This window comes from Micromonospora sp. IBHARD004 (genome assembly GCF_052814115.1).
This window is the reverse complement of sequence record NZ_CP199934.1, coordinates 386,184-404,756: the sequence shown is the minus strand read 5'-3', so window position 1 is coordinate 404,756 and position 18,573 is coordinate 386,184. Positions and strand designations below refer to the sequence as shown.

The window sequence follows — 18,573 nt, the reverse complement described above, 5'->3', positions numbered from 1 at the left end:
GCGGCGGGATCGGGCGGGCTGCCCGACGCCGCCGCCGCGCGGCCGTCACTGGAACAGGTTGACGTTCCGCTTCTCGGTGTCGAGATAGTCGGCGGCGGAGTCGTCCACCGCCAGCTTGATGTCGCGCAGCATCGCCTGCAGGTCCTGCGAGGCGGACCGCCATCTCGCCTGCCTCTGCTCGTACGCCTCCCGGGCCGCACCGTTCCAGCTCGCCACCAGCGGCGCGGCGTCCCGTTCGAGCTGCCCGAGCTGGCTGTCGAGCGTGTTCAGCGCCTTCTGGATGTCCGCGCCGGCCTGCTGCAACGCGGCGAAGTTGACGACCAGCACACCGTGGTCCATCGGATTCCCTCCCGGTGGGTCAGAGCGGCAACTGGATGCCGCGGTTGGTGCCGGCGACCCGGCTGGCGGCCTCGGTGTCCGAGACGTCGTACTGCTGGCCGGCGGTGCGGATCGCGGCGGCGGTCTCCCGCAGGGCCCGCTGCAGCGCCGCCTGGTCCTGCGACCACTGCTGCTTGACCTGCTCGAACGAACGCCCGCCGGCGCCCCGCCAGGCTTGCTGCAACACCTCCAGCTCGGCCATCAGGCCGCTCAGCATGGTCTGCAACGACTGGTCCACCTGCTCGAACTTCGCGGCGGTCTGCTGCATCACCGCGGCTTCTGCCTGGGTCTGGGACACCCGGACGTCACCTCGTCTCCTCGGTCGGGCTGGTCGTGGAACGACCACCGTGGACGGTCCGTGGCGCGGGGCCGGCGTCGTGGGGCGGGACGGCTGCGCGCTCGACGGAACTCGTCGCTGACGGTAGCCGCCCGACTGCGGTTGTGCCACCCCCTCGGCATCCCCTGTGGACAACGGCCGTAACAGTGAACCCTTACGATGAGCCACGCCATCGTCACCCGAGGATCGGCGGAGGAGGAGCGGTGACTGCGACCAGGACCGCACTCCCGGCTCCGGCGACCCGCCAGCCCCTGCCACCACAGTGGATGCCGGCCGGCGCGCGACCGCTCTCCGGCCTGCGGGCCGGTCAGATCGTGGCGGCACAGCTGGCCGTGGCGGTGCTCGTCGCCGCCGTCGGCCGGGGGGTGGCCGTCACCGCCGCCGCCCTGCTGCTGGCCGCCCTGCTGCTGCCCGCCGCCTGGGTCCGGGTCCGCGGCCGCTGGCTCTTCGAGTGGCTGGTCGTCGGCCTGGCCCACCTCACCCGCCGGCGCTCCCTGCCACCGGCCGCCGGCCCGGCCGCCCTGGTGGATCTGGTGTCCCCCGGTGCCGAGGTGCGCTCCGCCGAGCTGGCCGGCGGCCCGGCCGCCGTGGTCGACGACGCCGCCGGGCTGACCGCGCTGCTGGAGATCGGCGACCCGGCCGACCTGCTCGGCGACGGTCGGCGCACCCTGCCGCCGCCGCTGTCCCTGCTGCCGGCCCCGAGCGCGGAGAGCCCACCGGTGCGGGTCCAGCTCCTGCTCTCCGCGTCGCCGGCCCCGGCCACCGGTGCCGGCACCGCCGGCACGTCGTACCGGCAGCTCACCGACGGGCGGCTGGCCGCGCGGGACCGGGCCGTGCTCGCCGTCCGGGTGCTGCGCGTGGACGGCTGGTCGGACGAGGAGCTGCGCCGCGCGCTCTCCGGCACGGTCCGGCGGATCGTCCGCCGGCTCGGGCCGCTGACCGGCCGGCCGCTGGGCGGGCCGGCCGCGCTGCGGGTGCTCGCCGAGCTGGCCCACCACGATGCCGGCGCGCCCACCCGCGAGTCCTGGCAGACCGTGGGGGCCGGTGGGCTGCTGCAGGCCGCGTTCCGGCTGCGTCGGTGGCCGGATCCGCGTACCGACGCCGGGCGGCGGCTGGTGTCCCGGCTGCTCGCGCTGCCGGCCACCGCCACCACCGTCTCGCTCTGCGTCGGCCCGCGCGCCGGCGCCGACCCCGCGCCGGTGCCGGCCGAGCTCACCGTACGACTGGCCGCCTGGACGGCCGCGGAGTTGGCGGTCGCCGACCGGGCGCTGCGTCGGCTCGTCGCCGACCTCGGCGGCGAGGTCCGCCGGCTCGACGGCGAGCAGCTGGGCGGGCTGGCCGGCACCCTGCCGCTGGCGTCGGCGCGAGCCGACGGCACGGTGGGCGGGCCGGCCCTGGACGCGCTGGAGCTGAGTCTTGGCGAGGCGGGGCTGATGGTGGGCGCGAACCGGCACGGCGGGGCGGTCACCGTCCGGCTGTTCCGTCCCGAGCCGACCCGGGTGCTGCTCGTCGGCGGGGTACGGGTCGCGCAGCTGCTCGTGCTGCGGGCGCTGGCCCTGGGCGCCCGGGTGGTCGTGCAGACCGCCCGACCGCGGGCCTGGGAGCCGTTCGTCCGGGGGGTCGGCGCGCCCGGCGGGGCGGTGCCGGTGATCCCGCCCGGGCGGCCGGTGGGCGGGCCACCGGGATCGCCGTTGCAGCCGCTGCTGCTCGTGGTCGACGCCGGCGCGGCGCCGGACGGGGCCGGGCCCGAGGCGGCCTGGCAGTCCACCCTGGTCGTCCGGGACGGGCTCACCCCGGCGGACGTGGACGCACTGGCCCGGGCGGACCTGGCGATCCTGCAACCACTGGACCCGGGTGAGGCGACCCTGGCCGGGGGCGCCCTGGGGCTGGGCGGCTCGGCGGAGTGGCTGACCCGGATCCGGGACGACATGGTCGCGGTGGTCAACCGGCGGGCGCTGCGCTGGGCGCTGCTCTCCCCGACGCCGATCGAGTCGCAACTGGTCGGCCGCCCCGCCCGCCGCTGACGACCCGGCCGCCGAACGGCGGATTCGTCGATCTTCACGGCTTCCGCCGGTGGACGGTCCGTGGCACGATCCCCGCCATGGGTTTTCTGAAGGGTCTTCTGATCCGGCTGGGCTCGACGGCGGTGGCCTTCTGGCTGGCCACGCTGCTCATCCCGGGCATCTCGCTGAATTCCGACTCGGTCACCGAGACGATCACCACCCTCGTGCTGGTCGCGGTGATCTTCGGGGTGGTCAACGCCGTGCTCCAGCCGATCATCAAGACCGTCGGCTGTGGCTTCTACCTGTTCACCCTCGGCCTGATCGCCCTGGTCGTCAACGGGCTGCTCTTCCTGCTCACGAGCTGGATCGCCGACCAGGCCGGGCTGCCGTTCCACGTGGACGGCTTCTGGCCGGCCGCGGTGCTCGGCGCGCTCTTCGTCGGCATCGTCACCTGGATCCTCGGCGCCGTCCTCGACCGCGACTGACCACCCGACCCATCCGATTCCCGCCCGCCGGCCAGTCCAGCGGGCGGGAATTGGCTGGTGAGGACCGGATGGGCCGGGACTAGCGTCACCGGGGTGTTCACCCTGACCCGCCCTGACGGTTACCAGCTCAGCACCGACCCGGACCGGATCGACCTCGACCTCGTGCACCGGTGGCTCTCCACCGACGCGTACTGGGCGCTCGGGCGGGACCGGGAGATCGTCGCGCGCGCCTTCGCCGGCTCGGTCGGCTTCGGCGTCTACCGGCCCGGTGACGGGCGCCAGGTGGCGGTGGCCCGGGTGGTCACCGACCGGGCGACGTTCGCCTGGCTCTGCGACGTCTACGTCGACCCGGCGGAGCGCGGGCGCGGGCTGGGCACCTGGCTGGCCGGCGCGGCCCGCGACCACCTGGCCGGGCTGGGCGTACGCCGGATCGTGCTGGCCACCGCCGACGCGCACGAGGTGTACGCCAAGGTCGGCTTCGCCCCGGTCGAACCCGACCGGTGGATGCAGCTCGACCAGCGGGTGAACCCGGTCACCGGAAAGGATCAGCAGGCCGCTTCGCCACTTACGGTGGAGGCGTGAACCCGATCCGCCTCGGCTACCTCTACGGGCTCGGCGCGTACCTGCTCTGGGGCTTCTTCCCGCTCTACCTGAAGCTGCTGCGCCCGGCCGGGCCGATGGAGATCCTCGCCCACCGGATCGTCTGGTCGGTGGCCTTCGTGGCGCTGCTGCTCGCCGCGATGCGCAACGTCGGCTTCCTGCGGGCGCTGCTGCGCCGGCCCCGGGCGCTGGCCGGCATCGCCGCCGCCGCCGCGCTGATCGCGGTCAACTGGGGCACCTACATCTACGGGGTGAACTCGGACCGGGTGGTGGAGACCGCCCTCGGCTACTTCATCAACCCGCTCGTCTCGGTGCTGCTCGGGGTGCTCGTGCTGCGGGAGCGGCTGCGGCCGGCGCAGTGGGCGGCGCTGGGCGTCGGCGCGCTGGCGGTGGCCGTGCTCACCGTCGACTACGGCCGACTGCCCTATCTGGCGCTCACCCTGGCCTTCAGTTTCGCCTGCTACGGGTTCGTGAAGAAGCGGCTGGGGCTGCCGGCCGCGGAGGGCCTCTTCGTGGAGTCGGCGGTGCTGGCGCTGCCGGCACTGGCGTACCTGGGGTGGCTGAGCCTGCGGGGCGACTCGACGTTCGGACACGTCTCGACCGGGCACACGGTGCTGTTGGTGCTGGCCGGGGCGGCGACCGCCATCCCGCTGCTGCTCTTCGCCGGCGCGGCGAACCGGCTGCCGCTCTCCACGCTGGGCATGCTGCAGTACCTCGCCCCGATCCTGCAGCTCGGCTGCGGGGTGCTGATCTTCCACGAGCCGATGCCGCCGGCCCGGCTGGCCGGCTTCGCCCTGGTCTGGCTCGCGCTGATCGTCTTCACCGCCGACGCCGTCCGCCACTCCCGCCGTACCCGCGCCGAGGCGCGGACGCCGGCCCCGGTCGCCGCCGGCGCCCGCTGATCGCGGATCAGCGGGCGTCGTAGGCCAGCACGGGGGTGTTGTCCCCACGGAGCAGTTCCAGCCGGACCAGCTCGCCGCCGGTGAAGCGGGTGGCGCCGGTCAGGCGGACGTCCTCGCCGGGGGCGGCCAGCCAGGAGCCGATCTGCTCCGTCGCGCCGTCCGGGCCGTGCGCCACCAGCCGGAAGGTCCACGCCTGGCGGTGCCCGCCCCACTGGTCGTAGCCGCAGTGCATGGTGACCTGGGTCCCCCAGTCGGTGCGGGTCAGCCCGATCTCGGCGTGCACGGGCACCGCGCCGGCGACCGGCCGCATGGCCACCATCGGCACCTCCGCAGGGGTGGCGGCGTCCGGACGGGCCAGGGTCACCCCGACCCCCACCAGCACGGCGAGCACGGCGGCGGCGAGCGCGGTCAACGCGTACCGTTGGCGGGACCGAGACCGCTCGCGGCGCCGGCGCTCCCGCGCGGCGTCGAGCAGCGCGGGCACCCGGGAGGTCTCGGACGCGGCCGGGAGGAACTGCTCCAGCCCGGCCGGGTCGAGCCGACCGAGGAGCCCGGGCAGGACGGCGATCTCGGCGACCGCCTCCCGGCAGGCCGCGCAGCCGGCCAGGTGCCGCTCGTAGGCGGCGCGCTCGGCGGGAGCGAGAGCGCCCAGCACGTACGCGCCGTCGTCGTGCGCGAACTCGCACCGGGTCATCGGGTCACCCCCATCTCGGCCAGGACCAACCGTAGTGAGCGCAGCGCGTAGTGGGTGCGCGACTTCACCGTGCCCGGCGGCACGCCCAGCCGGGCGGCCGCCTCGGCCACCGACCGCCCCTGGTAGAAGCACTCGACCAGCACCTCACGGTGGGTCGGGCTGAGCTGGTTCAACGCCTCGGCCACGGTCCACGCCTCCACCGCGCGCTCCGCTTCGTCGACCGTGTCGGCGGGCTCGGGCAGCTCGTCGGTGTAGACCTCGCCGACCCGCGTGGACCGGCGCCGCCAGGCGTCGATCGCCAGGTTCCGGGCGGTGGTGAAGAGCCAGGCGCGGACCGAGCCGCGGGTGGGGTCCAGCGCCTCCGGGTGCCGCCACGCCCGCAGCAGCGTCTCCTGCACCAGGTCCTCGGCCCGCGACCGGTCGCCGTTGACCAGCCGGAGGGCGTGCGCGAAGAGCGCGTCGGCGTGCTCGTCGTGCAACGCGCGCAGCAGTTGGGCGTCGTGGTCGCTGATGGCGCTCTCCTCCCTTTCGACGGCGAGTCCGGCAGGCGGGTTCGTCCGTGCATACGTGCGGTGCCCCCGATCGGTTCAGCGCAGCTCGGGCCGCAGGTGTTCACACCCGGTTCACATCCGGGCCGACCCACGCTCACCGCGCCCTGGCAGCGTCCGACCGGTACGCGCGCGGGTGATCCCAGCGTGCCACGACGTCTTCTCAGGAGGCCTCTCCCCATGAGCGACCGTCCCCGGCTGCTCCCGCTGCTGGGCGCCAACCGCCACGGCAGCCGCGACGCGATGACTTGTTTGTACCGCTGCGGCAACGCCTGTGACCACCCGGTACCCAACTCCTCCGACAACCCGTACTTCGGGGATCTGGTCGACGCCGAGGTCTCCCGGCGCGGCGTGGTCCGGGCCGGCGCCGTGGGCGCGCTGGTCCTCGGCTTCGGGGGCGCGGCCGTGGGCGCGCTGGCCGGCGCCGCTCCGGCCGCCGCCGCCCCGACCGCGCCCGCCGTGCCGGACGCGGCCGAGGCGGCCGCCGCGCCGGTCGGCGTGGGCAGCGGCGCGCTGACCTTCAAGCCGATCCCGCCGAACAAGCTCGACGCCCTGGTGGTGCCGAACGGGTACGACCACGCCGTCGTGATCAAGTGGGGCGACGCGGTGGTGCCCGGCGCGCCCGCGTTCGGCGTGCACGCGCAGACCGCCGCCGCGCAGGCGATGCAGTTCGGCTACAACAACGACTTCGTCGGCGTGCTGCCGATCGACCGGAAGCGGGCGCTGCTCGTGGTCAACCACGAGTACACCAACGAGGACCTGATGTTCCCCGGCTTCACCGGGATCGACGCCCTCTCGGTCGAGCAGCTGCGCATCGCGATGGCGGCGCACGGCATGTCCGTGGTGGAGCTGGAGCGGGCCGACGGCACCGGGCGGTGGCGGCCGGTCGACCACGGCCGGCGGCCGTACAACCGGCGGGTCACCGCGCTGGCCACGAAGTTCGAGGTGACCGGCCCGGCCGCCGGCTCGGCCTGGCTGCGCACCGCCGCCGACCCGAAGGGTCGTACGGTGATCGGCACGCTGAACAACTGCTCCGGCGGGGTCACCCCGTGGGGCACCGTCCTGTCCGGCGAGGAGAACTTCAACCAGTACTTCGTCGGCGGCGACGGCGCGCCGGAGGAGCTGAAGCCGAAGCTGGCCCGGTACGGCATCCCCACCGACGTGCGCTACCCGAGCGGCAGCCGCAAGTGGGACCGCGCCGACGAGCGCTTCGACCTGGCGAAGCACCCGAACGAGGCGCACCGGTTCGGCTGGGTCGTCGAGATCGACCCGTTCGACCCGGAGAGCCGGCCGCGCAAGCACACCGCGCTGGGCCGGTTGAAGCACGAGGGCGCCAACGTCATCGTGGCGCAGGACGGGCACGTGGTCGCGTACATGGGCGACGACGAGCGGTTCGACTACCTGTACAAGTTCGTCTCGGACAAGAAGTTCATGCCGGGCAACTCGTGGGTGGCCCGCAAGCACAACCTGACCCTGCTGGAGTCCGGCACGCTCTACGTCGCCCGGCTGGCGGGGAACAGCGCCGCCGAGATCGACGGTTCCGGGAAGCTGCCGACCGACGGGGCGTTCGACGGCCGCGGCGAGTGGATCAAGCTGGTCAGCGGCAACCGGTCGTACGTGGACGGGATGACCGCCGCCGACGTGCTCACCTTCACCCGGCTCGCCGCCGACAAGGTCGGCGCCACCAAGATGGACCGGCCGGAGGACGTCGAGCCGAGCCTGCTGACCGGCAAGGTGTACGTGGCGCTGACCAACAACACCGACCGGGGCAAGGCCGGCAAGGCGCCCGCCGACGAGGCGAACCCGCGCAACCTGAACAAGCACGGCCAGATCCTGGAGCTGGTCGAGGACCGCGGCGACAACACCGCCGAGACCTTCGCCTGGTCGCTGCCGATCGTCTGCGGCGACCCGACCGACCCGGCCACCCACTTCGCCGGCTACGACAAGTCGCAGGTCTCGCCGATCTCCTGCCCGGACAACGTCGCCTTCGACGCCACCGGCAACCTCTGGATCTCCACCGACGGCAACGCGCTGGGCAGCAACGACGGCCTCTTCGCCACCGCCGTGGAGGGCCCGGAGCGGGGGCATCTGAAGCAGTTCCTCACCGTGCCGCTCGGCGCGGAGACCTGCGGCCCGTTCATCACCAAGGACAACCGTTCGGTCTTCGTGGCCGTGCAGCACCCGGGTGAGATCACCGGCGCGTCGGTGGAGAAGCCGGCGTCCACCTGGCCGGACGGCGACTTCGCCAAGCCCGGCGTGGTGGTCACCTGGCGCCTCGACGGCGGCCCGATCGGCAGCTGACGTTCCCCGTGGCGGCCCGGCGCTGGACCGCCACCCGAAGGGCCCCGCTCCCCGCCAGGGACGGGGCCCTTCGCCGTCGCCCCGACCGGGCCGAGGTGCGGCAGGGCGCGATGTCCCGGCGAGCTGACGCCGCGACCGGCCGCGACCGGCGGTGCCGGTCAGCCCTCCGCGGCGATGCCGTCGGCGACGGCCCGGGCGACGGTGAGCAGCTTGGCCCGGACCACCCGGGCGGAGGTCATCATCTCGCTGGCCGGCAGCGCGCATGCGAGCACCAACCGGCGCTCGATGTCCTTGTCCGGGGTGATGAGCACGGCGGCGCAGGCCACGCCCTGCCGGAACTGCCCCAGCTCCAGCTGCATGCCGCGCCGGTCCCCGGCGGCCAGGTCGGCCTCGAACGCCTCGGTGGTGGTCAGGGTGGCGCTGGTGAACGGCCGCATGCCGTACTCGCGCAGGTAGCGGAAGCGCTGCTCGGCGGTGAGGGTGGCGAGCAGGCTCTTGCCGAGCGCGGTGGCGTGCGCGCCCTCGTCGAAGCCGGGCACCAGGTCCTCCAGGTACGGCGAGCGCGACCCCTCGGCGACCGCCGTGACGGCCACCTGGCCGCCGACGAAGCGCCCAAGGTAGTGGCTGTACCCGGTGTCGACCGCCGCCCGGCGCAGGGACTCACCGACGGCCGGCGGCCCACGGAAGGCGGTCACCAGCTCGCGGTAGCGGTCGGCCACCTCCAGCCCGACGATGTACGTCCCGTCCTCGCGGCGGATCACGTAGCCCTCGTACGCCAGGGTGCGCACCAGGTGGTAGGTCGTGGCCACGGTCAGCTCGCAGCGGCGGGCGATCTGCTTGACGGTCAGGCCCTTCGGCGCACGGCCGACCGACTCGAGCACTCGAAGCGCGCGGGACACGCTCCGGATCAGGTCCGAAGGTTCCGCCAAGGGGTCGCGCACAACCACCTCCGCCGCCGGGGACTTACACCATATGAAAAACAGGCCGAGTGTGGAATGCCTGTTCGGATCGAGGATGCCAGATCACCAGGCACAGCCCGTGCACCGACAGACACGATCCGCTGCCAAAACGTGACCGGCGTAGGTTTGCCTGACCATGACCGACACCGTTCTCGACCCGGCGCCTCCCGCGCCCCGCCGGACCGTCCGGGCCAGCGCGGGCGCCATCGCCACCACCATCGCCTGCGTGCTGCCCGTCTTCCTGGTCGGCGGCCTCGCCGTGCAGATGGGCCACGACCTCCACTTCTCCCCCGCCGGGCTGGGCCTCGCCGTGTCGGTCTACTTCGGGATCAGCGCCCTCGCCTCCGTACCCTCCGGGGCGCTGGTCGAGCGGTACGGCCCGGCCGTGGTCGCCCGCGCCGGCATCCTGCTCTCCGCCGGCTCGCTGCTGGCCGTGGCGACGCTGGCGCGGTCGTACCCGGTGCTGGTCGCGCTGCTCGGGCTCAGCGCCGCCGCGAACGCCCTCGGCCAGCTCGCCAGCAACGCCGCGCTGGCCCGGCACGTCCCGGCGCACCGGCAGGGGCTGTCGTTCGGGGTGAAGCAGGCCGCGATCCCGGTCTCCACGCTGCTGGCCGGCGCGGCGGTGCCCACCATCGCGCTGACCGCCGGCTGGCGGTGGGCGTTCGTGGCGGCGGCCGTGGCCGCGCTGGCCGCGCTGCCGGCCGTACCCCGGCAGGAGGGCGGGCGGCCGGCGCGGGCCGCCGCCACCCGCGCCGGCCGGGCGACGTGGGCCCTGGTGGTGGTCGGACTGGCGGCGACGTTGGCCGCGGCGGCGGCCAACGCCCTGGGCACCTTCGTGGTGGACTCCTCGGTCGGCCGGGGGCTGTCGCCCGGCCTGGCCGGCCTCACCCTGACCCTGGGCAGCGCCGTGTGCGTGGCGGCCCGGGTGGGCGCGGGCTGGCTCGCCGACCGCCGGGCCGGCGGGCACGTCGCCCTGATCGCCGGGATGCTGGTGGTCGGCGCCGGCGGGCTGGGCCTGCTCGCGCTGGCCGGCCCGGTGCCGCTGATCGCCGGCGTCGTGCTCGGCTTCGGCCTCGGCTGGGCCTGGCCCGGGCTGATGAACTTCGCGGTGGTCAGGCTGCACCCGCAGGCCCCGGCCGCCGCCACCTCGATCACCCAGACCGGGGTGTACGCGGGCGGCTGCCTCGGCCCGCTCGCCCTCGGCACCGTCGCCGCCCACCTCGGCTACCCCGTCATGTGGGCCGTCGCGGCGGCGTCGATGCTCGTCGCCGCCACCCTCATGCTCACCGGCAGCCGCCTCCTCACCCACCCCTGACGCCCGCCCCGGTCGGGCGGGATGGGGCCGGGGGCCGGGGGGTCAGCTGGTGCGGTCGGCGATGTAGTCGCAGAGGGATTCGAGGGCGCGGCGGGCCGGGCCCTCGGGGAGGGGGGCGAGCTGGGCCCGCGCATCCTCGGCGTAGCTGCGGACGGTCTCCCGCGCGCGCTTGAGCGCCGGGGACTCGCGGAGCAGGCCGAGCGCCTCGGCGTGGAGCGCGTCGTCGACCAGCGGGCCGGTGGACAGGATCTCCCGCAGCCGGACGGAGGCGGCGTCGGAGTCGTCCGCGGCGAGCGCGTAGAGCACCGGCAGGGTCGGTACGCCCTCGCGCAGGTCGGTGCCGGGGGTCTTGCCGGACTGCCTCGATTCGGAGGCGATGTCGAGCAGGTCGTCGGAGAGCTGGAAGGCCACCCCGATCGTCTCGCCGTACCCGCCCAGGGCCTCGATGTGCTCGGGGGACGCCCCGCCGAACATGCCGCCGAAGCGCGCCGAGGTGGCGATCAGCGAGCCGGTCTTCTCGGCGATGACGTGCAGATAGTGGGCGACCGGATCCTCGCCGCCGCGCGGGCCGACGGTCTCCGCGATCTGACCGTGGACCAGCCGGGCGAAGGTGCGCGCCTGCAGGCGTACCGCCTCGGGGCCCAGGTCGGCCGCGATGTCCGCGGCGCGGGCGAAGAGGTAGTCGCCGACCAGGATGGCCACCGAGTTGGTCCAGCGCGAGTTGGCGCTCGGGGCGCCCCGCCGCACGGCCGCCTCGTCCATCACGTCGTCGTGGTACAGCGTCGCCAGGTGAGTGAGCTCCATCACCACGGCGGCCGGTACGACCTGCGCGTCGGCCGGATCGCCGAACTGCGCGCTCAGCGCCACCAGCAGCGGGCGGAACCGCTTGCCGCCGGCCTCCACCAGGTGCCGGGCAGCCTCGGTCACGAGCGGGTCGGCGCTGGCCACGCTGGCCCGCAGCTCACCCTCGACGTCCTCCAGCAGGCCCAGCACGGAGGCCTCGACGCGGGGATCGGCGAGGTGCAGGCCGAGCGCGCCGAACTGACCCGTGCCCTCCGGACCCCGACGACCGCCGGAGCCGGTGGCACCTGAACGCTCGCCAGCCGGAATCACCACGTCTTCAACCATGCCACACCCGCTCGACCTGCCCCGGACAGGGGGATACGGACCGGGGGCCGGTACGCCACGGCGTACCGGCCCCCGGTGGAACGACGTCGGTCATCGCACGAATTCGGCGGCGCCGTTGGCCAGGTCGAGCAGCGGCGCCGGGGCGACCCCCAGGACCAGGGTGGCCAGCACGCCGATCACCAGGGCCGCCGAGGTGAGCGCGCCCGGCACGATCACCGTCGGGGTGGCGTCGCCCGGCTCGGAGAGCCACATCATCACCACGACCCGCAGGTACGGGAAGGCCAGCACCATGCTGGTCAGCACGCCGGCGATCACCAGCCAGGCCTGGTTGGCGTCCAGCGCCGGGGCGAAGACGGCGAACTTGCTGGTGAAGCCGCTGGTCAGCGGGATACCGGCGAAGGCGAGCAGGATGAAGGTGAAGATCGCCGCGAAGAACGGCGAACGCCGGCCCAGCCCGGCCCAGCGGGACAGGTGGGTGGCCTCCCCGTCCGCGTCCCGGACCAGGGTCACCACGGCGAACGCGGCGAGCACCGAGAAGCCGTACGCGACCAGGTAGAACATCGTGCCGGAGAGCCCGTCCCGGCTGGGCGCCAGCACGCCCACCAGCAGGTAGCCGGCGTTCGCGATCGACGAGTACGCCAGCAGCCGCTTGATGTCGGTCTGGGTGACCGCCAGCACCGCGCCGACCAGCATGGTCAGCACCGCCACCGCGCCGAGGACCGGGGTGAAGTCCCAGGCCGCCCCGGAGAACGCGACGTGGAAGACCCGCAGCAGGGCACCGAACGCGGCGACCTTCGTGCAGGCCGCCATGAACCCGGTGACCGGCGTCGGGGCGCCCTGGTAGACGTCCGGCGTCCAGACGTGGAACGGCGCGGCGGCGGCCTTGAAGAGCAGGCCGATGGCGAGCAGCGCCATGCCGGCGAAGAGCAGCACCGGGCTGGCCGGGGAGTCGGTGACCGCGGCGTGCACGGTGGCGAAGTCGACCCCGGCCACCCGGCCCGGGATGCCGGAGGTGAAGCCGTAGATCAGCGCCACGCCGAAGAGGAAGAACGCCGAGGCGTACGCGCCGAGCATGAAGTACTTCATCGCCGCCTCCTGGCTGAGCAGCCGCCGGCGGCGGGCCAGGGCGCAGAGCAGGTAGAGCGGCAGCGAGAAGACCTCGAGCGCGATGAACATGGTCAGCAGGTCGTTCGCCGCCACGAAGATCAGCATGCCGCCGATCGCGAAGGTGGCCAGCGGGTACACCTCGGTGGTGCCGCCGACGCCGTCGGCCTGCCGCTGGTCGTCGGGCGACTCGGCGGTGACCGCGGCGTGGGCGACGAACGCCCCGCCCCGCTCGACCGAGCGCTCGCCGATGAGCAGCAGCGCCATCGCGGCGAGGATCAGGATCGCGCCCTGGAGGAAGAGCGTCGGCCCGTCCACCGCGATCGCCTGGCCGGCGGTGAGCAGCCGGTCGTCGGAGTTGAGGATGACCATGGTGAGCGCGCCGAGCACCGCCACCAGGGCGAGCGCGAGCTGCACCCCGTTGCGCAGGCGCCGGGGCACGAACGCCTCGACCAGGACGCCGACCAGGGCGGCGCCCAGCATGATCAGGATCGGAGCGAGCGCCGCGTAGTCGATCGACGGCAACTTGAGCTCGGTCACTTCGCGGCCTCCTGGACGCTGCCGACCTCAGGGGCGGGATCGGTCTTGCCGACGTCCTGCATGGTCGCCCGGACGGCGGGGTTGATGACATCGGTGACCGGCTTGGGGTAGAAGCCGAGCAGCACGATCAGCGCGATCAGCGGGGCGACCACGACCTTCTCGCGCAGGCTGAGGTCCCGGCGCATGCCGTCGACCTCGGTGAGGGCCGGGTTGAGGGTGCCCTGAGTGGTGCGCTGCACCATCCACAGCACGTACGCGGCGGCCAGGATGATGCCGAGCGTGGCGATCACCGCGACCGGCTTGTTGGTGGTGAACGTGCCGATCAGCACCAGGAACTCGGAGACGAACGGCGCGGTGCCGGGCAGCGCCAGCGAGGCGAGACCGGCGAAGAAGAGCACCCCGGCCAGCAGCGGGACGAGCTTGCCCGCGCCGCCGAAGTCGCTGATCAGGGCCGAGCCGCGACGCGCGATCAGCATGCCCACCACCAGGAAGAGCAGGCCGGTGGCGAGGCCGTGGTTGAGCATGTAGAGCACCGCGCCGGTGCCCGCCTGGGTGGTGAAGGCGAAGATGCCCACCCCGATGAAGCCGAAGTGCGCGATCGAGGTGTACGACACGAGCCGCTTGAGGTCGTTCTGGCCGACCGCCAGCAGCGCGGCGTAGATGATGCCGATCAGGCCCAGCGCCAGCGCCCACGGGGCGAACCACCGGGACGCCTCGGGGAAGAGCGGCAGGCAGTACCGCAGGATGCCGAAGGTGCCGACCTTGTCCAGCACGCCGACCAGCAGCGCCGCCGCGCCGGCCGGGGCCGCGCCACCGGCGTCCGGCAGCCAGGTGTGGAACGGGAAGAACGGCGCCTTGATCGCGAACGCGAGGAAGAAGCCGAGGAAGAGCCAGCGGGCGGTGCCGGTGGAGATGTCCACCTGGCTCAGCGCCTGCCAGTCGAAGGTCTTCCCGCCGACCACCCAGAGGCCGATCACCGCGGCGAGCATGAACAGACCGCCGACGAGCGAGTAGAGGAAGAACTTCACCGCGGCGTACTGCCGCTGGTGGCCGCCGTAGCTGCCGATGAGGAAGTACATCGGGACGAGCATGACCTCGAAGAACACGTAGAACAGGAAGACGTCGGCGGCGGCGAAGACGCCGATCATCGTGCACTCGAGGACGAGCAGCAGGGCGAAGTAGACCGGCACGGACCGCTTGGACGACTCGGCGTCGTGCCAGGACGCCAGGATCACCAGCGGCACCAGGATCGCGATCAGCATCAGCATGACCAGCGCGATGCCGTCGGCGGCGAAGGTGAAGTTGACGCCCCAGTTCGGAATCCAGGCGTACGACTCGCGGAACTGGAACCGGTCACCGTCGGCCTGGAAGGTGATCCACATGATCACCGACAGCACCAGCACCAGCAGCGACCAGCCGAACGCCACCTGCTTCGCCAGCTCGGGCGAGCGGCGCGGCAGCAGGGCCACGATCAGGGCGCCGACCAGCGGTGCCACGGTCAGCACCGAGAGGAACGGGAAGTTGGACATTATTCGGCCTTACCTCCGTCGTGACTGCGTGGCCCGCCGGCGGGGGCGGCCGGGAAGAGGTCGATCACGCCAGCCACCCCGCCTGCACCGCCAGGAACGCCGCCACCACGAGCAGCGCGCCGGTCAGGATCGAGGTCGCGTACGACCGCACGAAACCGGTCTGCAGCCGCCGGAGCCGGCCCGAGCCACCGCCCACCGCGGCGGCGAGGCCGTTGACCAGCCCGTCGACGCCCCGGTTGTCGAGGAAGACCAGCGCCCGGGTGAGGAAGATGCCCGGCTTCTCGAAGACCGCCTCGTTGACGGCGTCGGTGTAGAGGTTGCGGCGGGCGGCGGTGACCAGCACGCCGGCCGGCTGCGGCTCGGTGGCCGTGCCGTTGCGGAACAGCGCCCAGGCCAGCCCGGCGCCGAGCACGGTGACCAGGATCGACAGGATGGTGATCACGGCGTGCGGCAGCACGGCGTGCGCCTCACCACCCGCCTCCTCGCCGAGCACCGGGGTCAGCCAGGAGGTCACGCCGCCGTTCCACGCCATCAGGCCACCGGCCAGCACCGAACCGGCCGCGAGCAGGATCAGCGGGATCGTCATCAGCTTCGGCGACTCGTGCGGGTGCTCGATGTCCTCGGTCCAGCGGGCCGGGCCGTGGAAGGTGAGCACGAAGAGCCGGGTCATGTAGAAGGCGGTGAGCCCGGCGCCGAGCAGCGCCGCCCCGCCGAAGAGCCAGGCGGTCCAGTCGTCCCGCTCGAAGGCCGCGGCGATGATCGGCTCCTTGGAGAAGTAGCCGGACAGCGGCGGGATGCCGATGATGGCGAGCCAGCCCATCATGAAGGTCAGCCAGGTGACCTTCATGTACTTCGACAGGTTGCCGAAGCGGCGGATGTCCACCTGGTCGTTCATGCCGTGCATGACCGACCCGGCGCCGAGGAACATGTTGGCCTTGAAGAAGCCGTGCGCCAGCAGGTGGATGATCGCCAGCGCGTACGCCCCGCCGCCGAGCCCGACGCCGAGGAACATGTAGCCGATCTGGCTCACCGTCGACCAGGCCAGCACCCGCTTGATGTCGTCCTTGGCCGCGCCGATGACGCAGCCGAGCAGCAGGGTCAGCGCGCCGACGCTGACCACCACGAGCTGCAGGGTGGTGTTGGCCGAGAAGATCGGGTTGGAGCGGGCGATCAGGTAGACGCCCGCGGTGACCATGGTGGCAGCGTGGATGAGCGCCGACACCGGGGTCGGGCCCTCCATCGCGTCCGGCAGCCACGCCTGGAGCGGGAACTGGCCGGACTTGCCGGCCGCGCCGAGCAGCAGCAGCAGGCCGAGGACCAGCACCGTGGTGCCGGTCAGCGCGCCCACGCCGTTGAAGACCTCGTCGTACTGGGTGGTGCCGAGAGTGGCGAACATGACGAAGATGCCGATGGCCAGGCCGGCGTCGCCGACCCGGTTCATCAGGAACGCCTTCTTGCCGGCGGTGGCCGCGCTCGGCCGCCCGTACCAGAAGGAGATCAGCAGGTACGACGCCAGACCGACGCCCTCCCAGCCGAAGTAGAGCATCACGTAGTTGTTGCCGAGCACCAGCAGGAGCATCGCGGCGACAAAGAGGTTGAAGTACGCGAAGAACCGCCGGCGGCCCTCGTCGTGCGCCATGTACTCGACCGCGTAGAGGTGGATCAGGAAGCCCACCCCGGTGATCAGCAGCACGAAGACCGCGGCCAGCGGGTCGAACAGCAGGCCGAAGTCCACCTTGAAGTCGCCGACCGAGATGAACTGCCAGAGGCTCTGCTCGACCGACTTGTTCTCCAAGCCGCGCAGCTGGAAGAAGTAGGTCAGGCCGAGCACGAAGGCGGTGCCGACGGCGGCCACCCCCAGCCAGTGCCCCCAGCGGTCGGCCCGCCGGCCGAGCAGCAGCAGGATCGCCGCGCTGACCAGCGGGATCGCCACCAGCAGCCAGACGCTGCCCAGCAAGCCCGTGGCCTCTGCGTACCGCACAGTCTCTTCCACTTGCTTGCCCCTTAGTACTTGAGCAGGTTGGCGTCGTCGACGCTCGCCGAGCGTCGAGTCCGGAAGATCGACATGATGATCGCGAGCCCGACCACGACCTCGGCCGCCGCCACCACCATCACGAAGAACGCCATGATCTGGCCGTTCAGGTCACCGTTGATCCGGCTGAAGGTGACCAGGGTCAGGTTGGCCGCGTTGAGCATCAGCTCGACGCACATGAACAGCACGATGGCGTTGCGCCGGACCAGCACCCCGACGGCGCCGATGGTGAACAGCACCGCGGCGAGGATCAGGTAGTAATCAGGCGTCATGCTGTGCCTGCCTTTCGTTCGCGACTGCGGGGCTCACTTCTTGTCCGTCCCCTTCAGCGAGGTCTCCTCGGCGGTCAGCTCACGGACCGGCAGGATGTCCGGGGTGCTGCGCTCGGTCAGCCGGCCGTCGGGCAGGCGGGCCGGGGTGGCCACCGAGGAGGAGGTGGCGAAGACGCCCGGGCCGGGCTTCGGGCCGGGGTAGCTGCCGGGGCGGAACCGGGCCTTCATGGTGGCGACCTGGTCCATCTTGTCCTCCTTGCGCCGCTCCACGTGCGCCAGCACCATCGCGCCGACGGCCGCCGTGATCAGCAGCGCCGAGGTCAGCTCGAACGCGAAGACGTACTTGGTGAAGAGCAGCCGGGCGATGCCCTGCACGTTCCCCTCGGCGTTGGCCTGTTCGAGGCCGACCGCCCGGACGCCGTGGAGGGCCCGGTAGAGGCCGCTGCCGACCAGGCCGGCGAAGCCGAGTCCGAGCACCACCGCGGCGGTCCGCTGCCCGCGCAGCGTCTCGATCAGCGAGTCCGAGGCGTCCCGGCCGACCAGCATCAGCACGAACAGGAAGAGCATCATGATCGCGCCGGTGTAGACGATGATCTGCACCATGCCGATGAACGGGCCCGCCTGGAGCACGTAGAAGACGCCCAGGCAGAGCATGGTCAGCACCAGCCAGAGCGCGGAGTGCACCGCGTTGCGGGCCCAGACCATGCCGATCGCGCCGATCAGCGCCAGCGGGGCCAGGATCCAGAAGGTCACCGCCTCGCCGCCGGAGACCGAGGTCGCCTCGGCGAGCACCGTCTGCGTGGTCATGCGCCGCCTCCCTTGCCTGCCGCTGCCCGCTGGGCCGCCTGCTCGGCGCCGGGGAAGGTCACGCCCGGGTGCTCCTCCACCTGGTACCGGCCGGGGCCCATCGGCGAGTGCTCGGCGCCGGCCGAGGTGCCCGGGTTGGTCAGCGAACCGATGTAGTAGTCCTTCTCGCTTTCACCCAGTCGCATCGGGTGCGGCGGCTGCTCCATCCCCGGCAGCAGCGGCGCGAGCAGCTGCTCCTTCGTGAAGATCAGATCCTGCCGGTTGTCCCGGGCCAGCTCGTACTCGTTGCTCATGGTGAGCGAACGGGTCGGGCAGGCCTCGATGCAGAGCCCGCAGAAGATGCACCGGGCGTAGTTGATCTGGTAGACGCTGGCGTACCGCTCACCCGGGGAGAAGCGCTGCTCCTCGGTGTTGTCGCCACCCTCCACGTAGATCGCGTCCGCCGGGCAGGCCCAGGCGCACAGCTCGCAGCCGATGCACTTCTCCAGCCCGTCCGGGTGCCGGTTCAGGATGTGCCGCCCGTGGTAGCGCGGCGCCGAGACCGGCGGCTTGAACGGGTAGTCGGTGGTGACGACCTTCCTGAACATGTGCGAGAAGGTGACACCGAATCCCTTGAACGTTCCGGTGATCGCGCCCACG

18 protein-coding genes are annotated in these 18,573 nt (G+C 72.8%); 6 read left to right on the top strand and 12 right to left on the bottom strand.

Features of this window, described 5'->3' with window-relative positions; all coding sequences use genetic code 11:
* Positions 1-45: 45 nt before the first annotated feature.
* A complete protein-coding gene (locus tag ACTWO6_RS01945; protein WP_446217916.1) occupies positions 46-339 on the bottom strand; it encodes a WXG100 family type VII secretion target in 294 nt (97 codons plus the stop codon).
* Positions 340-358: 19 nt separating this feature from the next.
* Positions 359-676 (bottom strand): WXG100 family type VII secretion target, encoded by a 318-nt coding sequence (locus ACTWO6_RS01940; RefSeq protein ID WP_109803084.1) that lies wholly within the window; start codon positions 674-676, stop codon positions 359-361.
* A gap of 305 nt (positions 677-981) precedes the next feature.
* Here ACTWO6_RS01940 and eccE point away from each other — a divergent pair, with 305 nt between their 5' ends.
* The 4 genes from eccE to rarD all read left to right on the top strand — a co-directional run bounded on the left by eccE (position 982) and on the right by rarD (position 4,705).
* Positions 982-2,739, top strand: coding sequence for a type VII secretion protein EccE (gene eccE / locus ACTWO6_RS01935; RefSeq protein ID WP_446220529.1), 1,758 nt, complete (start codon positions 982-984; stop codon positions 2,737-2,739).
* 77 nt (positions 2,740-2,816) lie between these two features.
* Positions 2,817-3,203 (top strand): phage holin family protein, encoded by a 387-nt coding sequence (locus ACTWO6_RS01930; RefSeq protein WP_446217915.1) that lies wholly within the window; start codon positions 2,817-2,819, stop codon positions 3,201-3,203.
* A 93-nt stretch (positions 3,204-3,296) separates the two neighbouring features.
* Positions 3,297-3,785 carry a GNAT family N-acetyltransferase gene (locus ACTWO6_RS01925; RefSeq protein WP_446217914.1) on the top strand — a complete coding sequence of 163 codons (489 nt, stop codon included), beginning with the start codon at positions 3,297-3,299 and terminating at the stop codon, positions 3,783-3,785.
* Positions 3,782-4,705 carry an EamA family transporter RarD gene (gene rarD / locus ACTWO6_RS01920; RefSeq protein ID WP_446217913.1) on the top strand — a complete coding sequence of 308 codons (924 nt, stop codon included), beginning with the start codon at positions 3,782-3,784 and terminating at the stop codon, positions 4,703-4,705. Before ACTWO6_RS01925 ends, rarD begins: the two co-directional genes overlap by 4 nt.
* Positions 4,706-4,712: 7 nt before the next feature.
* Here rarD and ACTWO6_RS01915 read toward each other — a convergent pair whose 3' ends face one another.
* Together ACTWO6_RS01915 and ACTWO6_RS01910 are read right to left on the bottom strand one after the other, a co-directional pair.
* On the bottom strand, positions 4,713-5,399 hold the full coding sequence (locus ACTWO6_RS01915) for an anti-sigma factor family protein (protein WP_446217912.1): 687 nt from the start codon (positions 5,397-5,399) through the stop codon (positions 4,713-4,715).
* Positions 5,396-5,890, bottom strand: coding sequence for a sigma-70 family RNA polymerase sigma factor (locus ACTWO6_RS01910; RefSeq protein WP_446220528.1), 495 nt, complete (start codon positions 5,888-5,890; stop codon positions 5,396-5,398). Before ACTWO6_RS01910 ends, ACTWO6_RS01915 begins: the two co-directional genes overlap by 4 nt.
* A 237-nt stretch (positions 5,891-6,127) precedes the next feature.
* Between ACTWO6_RS01910 and ACTWO6_RS01905 the strand changes: the two genes are divergently transcribed.
* Positions 6,128-8,248, top strand: coding sequence for a PhoX family protein (locus tag ACTWO6_RS01905; RefSeq protein ID WP_446217911.1), 2,121 nt, complete (start codon positions 6,128-6,130; stop codon positions 8,246-8,248).
* Between the two features lie 158 nt (positions 8,249-8,406).
* On the opposite strand, the gene ACTWO6_RS01900 is transcribed toward ACTWO6_RS01905, so the two are convergent.
* Positions 8,407-9,189 carry an IclR family transcriptional regulator gene (locus tag ACTWO6_RS01900; protein ID WP_446217910.1) on the bottom strand — a complete coding sequence of 261 codons (783 nt, stop codon included), beginning with the start codon at positions 9,187-9,189 and terminating at the stop codon, positions 8,407-8,409.
* Between the two features lie 154 nt (positions 9,190-9,343).
* On the opposite strand from ACTWO6_RS01900, the gene ACTWO6_RS01895 reads away from it, so the two are divergent.
* A complete protein-coding gene (locus ACTWO6_RS01895) occupies positions 9,344-10,522 on the top strand; it encodes an MFS transporter (protein WP_446217909.1) in 1,179 nt (392 codons plus the stop codon).
* 42 nt (positions 10,523-10,564) lie between these two features.
* Here ACTWO6_RS01895 and ACTWO6_RS01890 read toward each other — a convergent pair whose 3' ends face one another.
* The 7 genes from ACTWO6_RS01890 to nuoI form a co-directional block, all read right to left on the bottom strand.
* Positions 10,565-11,650 carry a polyprenyl synthetase family protein gene (locus tag ACTWO6_RS01890; RefSeq protein ID WP_446217908.1) on the bottom strand — a complete coding sequence of 362 codons (1,086 nt, stop codon included), beginning with the start codon at positions 11,648-11,650 and terminating at the stop codon, positions 10,565-10,567.
* A 90-nt stretch (positions 11,651-11,740) separates the two neighbouring features.
* Positions 11,741-13,294 carry an NADH-quinone oxidoreductase subunit NuoN gene (gene nuoN, locus ACTWO6_RS01885; protein ID WP_446217907.1) on the bottom strand — a complete coding sequence of 518 codons (1,554 nt, stop codon included), beginning with the start codon at positions 13,292-13,294 and terminating at the stop codon, positions 11,741-11,743.
* Entirely contained in the window at positions 13,291-14,823 is a 1,533-nt protein-coding gene (locus ACTWO6_RS01880; protein WP_446217906.1) for an NADH-quinone oxidoreductase subunit M, read from the bottom strand. The genes nuoN and ACTWO6_RS01880 overlap by 4 nt, the downstream gene beginning before the upstream one ends.
* A 64-nt stretch (positions 14,824-14,887) precedes the next feature.
* A complete protein-coding gene (gene nuoL / locus ACTWO6_RS01875) occupies positions 14,888-16,816 on the bottom strand; it encodes an NADH-quinone oxidoreductase subunit L (RefSeq protein WP_446217905.1) in 1,929 nt (642 codons plus the stop codon).
* An 11-nt stretch (positions 16,817-16,827) separates the two neighbouring features.
* On the bottom strand, positions 16,828-17,127 hold the full coding sequence (nuoK, locus tag ACTWO6_RS01870) for an NADH-quinone oxidoreductase subunit NuoK (RefSeq protein ID WP_088959269.1): 300 nt from the start codon (positions 17,125-17,127) through the stop codon (positions 16,828-16,830).
* Positions 17,128-17,160: 33 nt separating this feature from the next.
* Positions 17,161-17,934, bottom strand: a complete 774-nt coding sequence (locus ACTWO6_RS01865) for an NADH-quinone oxidoreductase subunit J (protein ID WP_446217904.1) — start codon at positions 17,932-17,934, stop codon at positions 17,161-17,163.
* Positions 17,931-18,572, bottom strand: coding sequence for an NADH-quinone oxidoreductase subunit NuoI (gene nuoI, locus ACTWO6_RS01860; protein WP_446217903.1), 642 nt, complete (start codon positions 18,570-18,572; stop codon positions 17,931-17,933). The genes ACTWO6_RS01865 and nuoI overlap by 4 nt, the downstream gene beginning before the upstream one ends.
* Position 18,573 lies beyond the last annotated feature (1 nt).

Coding starts and splice junctions, on each gene's coding strand:
- ACTWO6_RS01945 (WP_446217916.1), bottom strand. CDS start 339: ATGGACCACGGTGTGCTGGTCGTCAACTTCGCCGCGTTGCAGCAGGCC.
- eccE (WP_446220529.1), top strand. CDS start 982: ATGCCGGCCGGCGCGCGACCGCTCTCCGGCCTGCGGGCCGGTCAGATC.
- ACTWO6_RS01930 (WP_446217915.1), top strand. CDS start 2,817: ATGGGTTTTCTGAAGGGTCTTCTGATCCGGCTGGGCTCGACGGCGGTG.
- ACTWO6_RS01915 (WP_446217912.1), bottom strand. CDS start 5,399: ATGACCCGGTGCGAGTTCGCGCACGACGACGGCGCGTACGTGCTGGGC.
- ACTWO6_RS01905 (WP_446217911.1), top strand. CDS start 6,128: ATGAGCGACCGTCCCCGGCTGCTCCCGCTGCTGGGCGCCAACCGCCAC.
- ACTWO6_RS01895 (WP_446217909.1), top strand. CDS start 9,344: ATGACCGACACCGTTCTCGACCCGGCGCCTCCCGCGCCCCGCCGGACC.
- ACTWO6_RS01890 (WP_446217908.1), bottom strand. CDS start 11,650: ATGGTTGAAGACGTGGTGATTCCGGCTGGCGAGCGTTCAGGTGCCACC.
- ACTWO6_RS01880 (WP_446217906.1), bottom strand. CDS start 14,823: ATGTCCAACTTCCCGTTCCTCTCGGTGCTGACCGTGGCACCGCTGGTC.
- nuoK (WP_088959269.1), bottom strand. CDS start 17,127: ATGACGCCTGATTACTACCTGATCCTCGCCGCGGTGCTGTTCACCATC.
- ACTWO6_RS01865 (WP_446217904.1), bottom strand. CDS start 17,934: ATGACCACGCAGACGGTGCTCGCCGAGGCGACCTCGGTCTCCGGCGGC.